We start from the raw sequence: 1,189 nt of genomic DNA, 5'->3' as shown, positions 1-1,189 counted from the left end.
AACAAGCATTATTTATTCAATGATCTTAGAGACGATACCGGCACCAACAGTACGACCACCTTCACGAATAGCAAAACGAAGTTTCTCTTCCATCGCTATCGGAACGATCAACGAAACATCCATCGCAACATTGTCACCTGGCATAACCATTTCCGTTCCTTCTGGAAGCGTAACAATACCTGTAACATCCGTCGTGCGGAAGTAAAACTGAGGGCGATAATTCGTGAAAAATGGTGTATGACGTCCACCTTCATCTTTTGTCAAAATGTAAGCTTCTGCTTTAAATCGTGTATGAGGTGTAACGGATCCTGGCTTTGCCAATACTTGACCACGCTCAATCCCTTCACGGTCAACACCACGTAGCAGAGCTCCTATATTATCACCCGCTTGACCTTGATCCAAAAGCTTGCGGAACATTTCAACGCCTGTAACCGTCGTCTTAGACGTTGGACGAATACCGATAATCTCGATTTCCTCTCCAACTTTAATAACACCACGCTCAACACGACCCGTAACAACGGTTCCACGACCCGAAATCGAAAATACATCCTCTATCGGCATCAAAAATGGTTGATCAACAGGACGTTCAGGGGTTGGAATATAATTATCAACTTCACTCATTAAAAGACGAACAGCATCTTCACCAATGCTTTTATCCTTATCCTCAAGGGCTGCCAACGCAGAACCCTTAACAATTGGTATATCATCGCCTGGAAAATCATATTTGGATAAAAGTTCCCGAACCTCAAGCTCCACAAGCTCCAAAAGTTCTGCATCATCAACCTGATCAACTTTATTAAGAAAAACAACAATTGCTGGAACACCAACCTGACGTGCAAGCAAAATATGCTCACGTGTCTGAGGCATTGGGCCATCAGCTGCTGAAACAACCAAAATAGCACCATCCATCTGTGCTGCCCCTGTGATCATGTTTTTCACATAATCAGCGTGTCCTGGACAATCAACGTGCGCATAGTGACGATTTTCCGTTTCATACTCAACGTGTGCTGTAGAAATAGTAATTCCACGTGCGCGTTCCTCTGGCGCAGCGTCAATTTGGTCATAAGCTTTAAATTCACCAAAATATTTCGTAATCGCTGCTGTCAACGAGGTCTTCCCATGATCAACGTGACCAATCGTACCAATATTAACATGCGGTTTTGTTCGTTCAAACTTGCTCTTCGCCATT

1 protein-coding gene is annotated in these 1,189 nt (G+C 43.7%); it reads right to left on the bottom strand.

Annotation, left to right across the window (positions count from 1 at the left end; translation table 11 throughout):
• Window positions 1–12: 12 nt before the first annotated feature.
• A complete protein-coding gene (tuf, locus tag ACFINU_RS09940) occupies window positions 13–1,188 on the bottom strand; it encodes an elongation factor Tu (RefSeq protein WP_012755022.1) in 1,176 nt (391 codons plus the stop codon).
• Between the last annotated feature and the right edge of the window lies 1 nt (window position 1,189).

It is taken from the genome of Bartonella sp. AC130YNZD (assembly GCF_042196865.1).
Lineage (GTDB): Bacteria > Pseudomonadota > Alphaproteobacteria > Rhizobiales > Rhizobiaceae > Bartonella.
The sequence above is the reverse complement of the archived record's forward strand: the minus strand, read 5'-3'. Positions and strand labels throughout refer to the sequence as shown.

Coding starts and splice junctions, on each gene's coding strand:
- tuf (WP_012755022.1), bottom strand. CDS start 1,188: ATGGCGAAGAGCAAGTTTGAACGAACAAAACCGCATGTTAATATTGGT.